This is a genomic window from Roseovarius litoreus (assembly GCF_900142765.1).
Classification (GTDB): domain Bacteria; phylum Pseudomonadota; class Alphaproteobacteria; order Rhodobacterales; family Rhodobacteraceae; genus Roseovarius; species Roseovarius litoreus.
Genome location: NZ_FRCB01000023.1, coordinates 1 through 3335 on the forward strand (window position 1 = coordinate 1; position 3335 = coordinate 3335).

The 3335-nt window shown below is 63.8% G+C and carries 3 protein-coding genes; all 3 read left to right on the forward strand.

From position 1 onward, the window contains the following. On the forward strand, positions 1–849 hold an 849-nt coding region (locus F3H35_RS18670; protein ID WP_317510761.1), incomplete at its 5' end, for a MurR/RpiR family transcriptional regulator. Further along, complete coding sequence (locus F3H35_RS18675; RefSeq protein ID WP_149781034.1) at positions 846–1946, forward strand: aromatic ring-hydroxylating oxygenase subunit alpha; 1101 nt, start codon at positions 846–848, stop codon at positions 1944–1946. The genes F3H35_RS18670 and F3H35_RS18675, both read left to right, overlap by 4 nt. After that, positions 1939–3335: aldehyde dehydrogenase family protein (locus F3H35_RS18680; RefSeq protein WP_149781035.1), on the forward strand; the 1397-nt coding region annotated here is incomplete at its 3' end. The genes F3H35_RS18675 and F3H35_RS18680, both read left to right, overlap by 8 nt.

Consider the following 3335-nt stretch of genomic DNA (forward strand, 5'->3'; position numbering starts at 1 on the left):
ATCCGTGCGGATCTCACCCCTGAATTGGAGAAACTTGCGGTTTTCATACTGGAAAACCCGAACGAGATCGGCGTCTGTTCCATTCGGCAACTTGCAGCCAAGGCGGATGTAAAGCCCAACACTCTGGTACGTTTGTCCCGCGCAATCGGCGTCGACAGTTACGAGTCGTTCCGCGAAGTCTTTCGTGACGAAATCAGACAGGGACGGGAAACCTACCCGGACCGGGCACGCTGGCTGCAGGAACTGGCCCAGCGCGGTGAGTTGGGCGCGCTCTATGCATCAAGCGCTGAAGCGGCGATCGACAATATCGAAGGCTTTTTCGCAGCGACCGACTACCGCGCCATCGAAACGGCCGCGCAAGAGATTGTCGCGGCGCGCCGGTGCTATGTGCTCGGCGTCGGCGTGAACAACGCCATCGCTCAAAACTTCGCCTATCTGGCAGGTATGGCGATCGATGGCGTCCATGCCTTGCCGCAGGGCGGGACGCTCCCGGTCGATGGGCTGTCCCGTGGCGGCAGCGACGACATTCTGATCGCCATGACCTTCCGTCCCTACCGGCGTGAAATCGTCGAGGCGGTGGCCGTGGCGCGCGCGCAGGGCATCCGCGTCATCGCCATTTCCGACAGCCTCGCCTGCCCGATCATGGCCGACGCACAGCACAGGTTCATCGTCCCGGTCGAGACCCCGCAATTCTTCATCTCGACCATCGCGCTGACCGCCTTCTTCGAAGTTCTCATCGCCTTCATCATTTCCGAAGCCGGCGACGCGGTGGTGGATTCGATCGAGGCGTATCACGGCCGTCGCCAGTCGCTCGGCGTCTATGTAGGGGAAAAGGGCTCCAATTCATGAACGTGCAGGACGACTCGCACTTGGTGCATTCGCTGGACGCGCGGTACTATACCGACCCCGCAACCTTCGAGAAGGAACGAAACGGCCTTCTCGCCCGCACATGGCAATTCGCGGGCCATGAAAGTCAGGTGCGCGGCCCCGGCGACTATTTCACCTTCGACATCGCCGGCGAAAGCCTGTTCTGCATCCGTGGCCGAAACGGTGAACTCCGGACGTTTTACAATGTCTGCCAGCATCGGGCGCATCAGATGGTCGAGGGCACGGGCACGACCCGCGTCGTGGTCTGCCCCTACCATGCCTGGACCTATGAGCTCTCGGGCGAGTTGCGGTCTGGGCCCAATGTCAACGCGGTCCCCGGCTTCGACCGCAAGAAGATCTGCCTGACATCGGTCAGGACCGAGTCCTTCCACGGCTTCATCTTCGTCAATCTGGACGACAACGCAGCCCCCATGGACGAATGGTATCCGGGCGTGCGTGAAGAACTGGGCGACTACGTGCCGAACATCGCGGAACTCGAGCCCTTGGAATGGGTGGACATTCCCGAAAAGTGCAACTGGAAGATCTCGGTCGAGAACTATTCGGAATGTTACCATTGCTCGCTCAATCACCCGACCTTCGCCACCGGTGTGATCCGCCCCGAGACCTACGACATTCAGCCAATGAACAAGGGCTACGTGCTGCGCCACACGACCGAGTGCCAGGACCTGTCCAAGATGACCTACCCGATCGACACATCGGTGCCGCACGGGGGCGAATACCGCTCGTTCTTCCTCTGGCCGATGTTCTCGTTCCAGGTCTACCCGGGCAACGTGCTCAACACCTACCACTGGCGGGCCCATGACGTCGACAACTGCACGGTCTGGCGCGGCTGGTATACGCCCGGCGGGATCGACAGCGAGGTGATCCGCCGCCTCGCGGTGCAAGACCGCGCAACGACCGTGGAAGAAGACATCCGGCTCGTGGAAAGCGTCGCCCGCGGCCTCAAGAGCCGTGGCTACCGGCCAGGCCCTCTGGTCCTCGATCCCGCGTGCGGGCTCTACTCCGAGCACTCGATCAGAACGCTCCAGCAGTGGATGCGGGAGGCCATCGATGGGTGACATCGCCCCATATTGGCGCAACTGGATCGGTGGCGAATGGAGCGACGGAGGCGCCGGGCGCATCGATGTCATCGACCCCGGCACCGGCGCGCATCTCGCAGAACAGGCCCTCGCCAACGCCGCCGATGTCGACCGCGCCGTGGCAGCGGCACGGGCCTGTCACGAAAGCGGCGCGCTGTCCGATCTGCGCCCGGTGGAACGCGGTCGCATGGTTCAGGCGATGGGCCGCTACCTGCTCGAGCATATCGACACCATCGCGCCTCTGCTGACGCGGGAACAGGGCAAGCCGCTTTGGGAAGCGGAAATCGAGATCCGCGGCGCCGCGCGCTATTTCGAGTATTACGGCAATCAGGCCGAAACGGTCGAGGGCCGTTCGATCCCGCTCGGCGCCGGCTATCTCGACTTTACCACGCACGAACCTTACGGCGTCTCGGCACAGATCATTCCCTGGAACTATCCCATTGAAATGACGGCGAGATCGCTTTCGGCGGCCCTCGCCACGGGCAACGCCTGTGTCATCAAGACACCCGAGCTTACCCCCCTGACCAACGCCTTCATCGCGCAGGCCGCCGAGGCGGCAGGACTGCCCGAAGGCGCGGTCAACGTGCTGTGCGGCCTCGGGGCCGAGGCTGGCGCGGCGCTGTCGGCACATCCCGGTGTCAACCAGATCGTGTTCACCGGCTCCGTCCCGACCGGCATCGCCATAGCGTCTGCGGCGGCGCGCAATGTCGTCCCGTGCATACTCGAGCTTGGCGGCAAGTCCGCCGCCATCGTCCATGACGACGCGGATCTCGACGCCTTCATGACCGATGTCCGCTGGGGCATCTTCTTCAATGCGGGTCAGGTCTGTTCGGCAATGAGCCGGGTGATCGCCTCGGACAAGATCCACGACGAACTTGTCGACCGCATCGCCGGGCTTGCCCAATCGCTCAAGGTCGGCCCCGGCATCGACCTGACCGAGTTCGGCCCCACCATGGGCGCGATGGTGTCCGAGGCGCAGCGGGATCGCGCCCAAGCCATGGTCCGCGCCGCCGAGACCGAGGGCGCAACCGTCGTGACCGGCGGCCGCAAGCTCAACCGCCCCGGCGCTTTCCTCGAACCGACGGTGCTCACGGTCACCCCCGACATGACCATCGCGCGGGACGAGGTTTTCGGCCCGGTTCTCTCGGTCCTGAAATTCCGCACCGATGAAGAGGCGATCGCGATGGCCAACGCCACCGATTATGGCCTCGTCGGCGGTGTCTTCACCCGCGATCTCGACCGGGCCACGCGCGCAGCGCAGAAACTCCGCGCCGGACAGGTCTTCGTGAACGAATGGTATGCCGGCGGCGTCGAAACGCCCTTTGGCGGCTACGGCAAGTCCGGCTACGGCCGCGAAAAGGGCCGCGA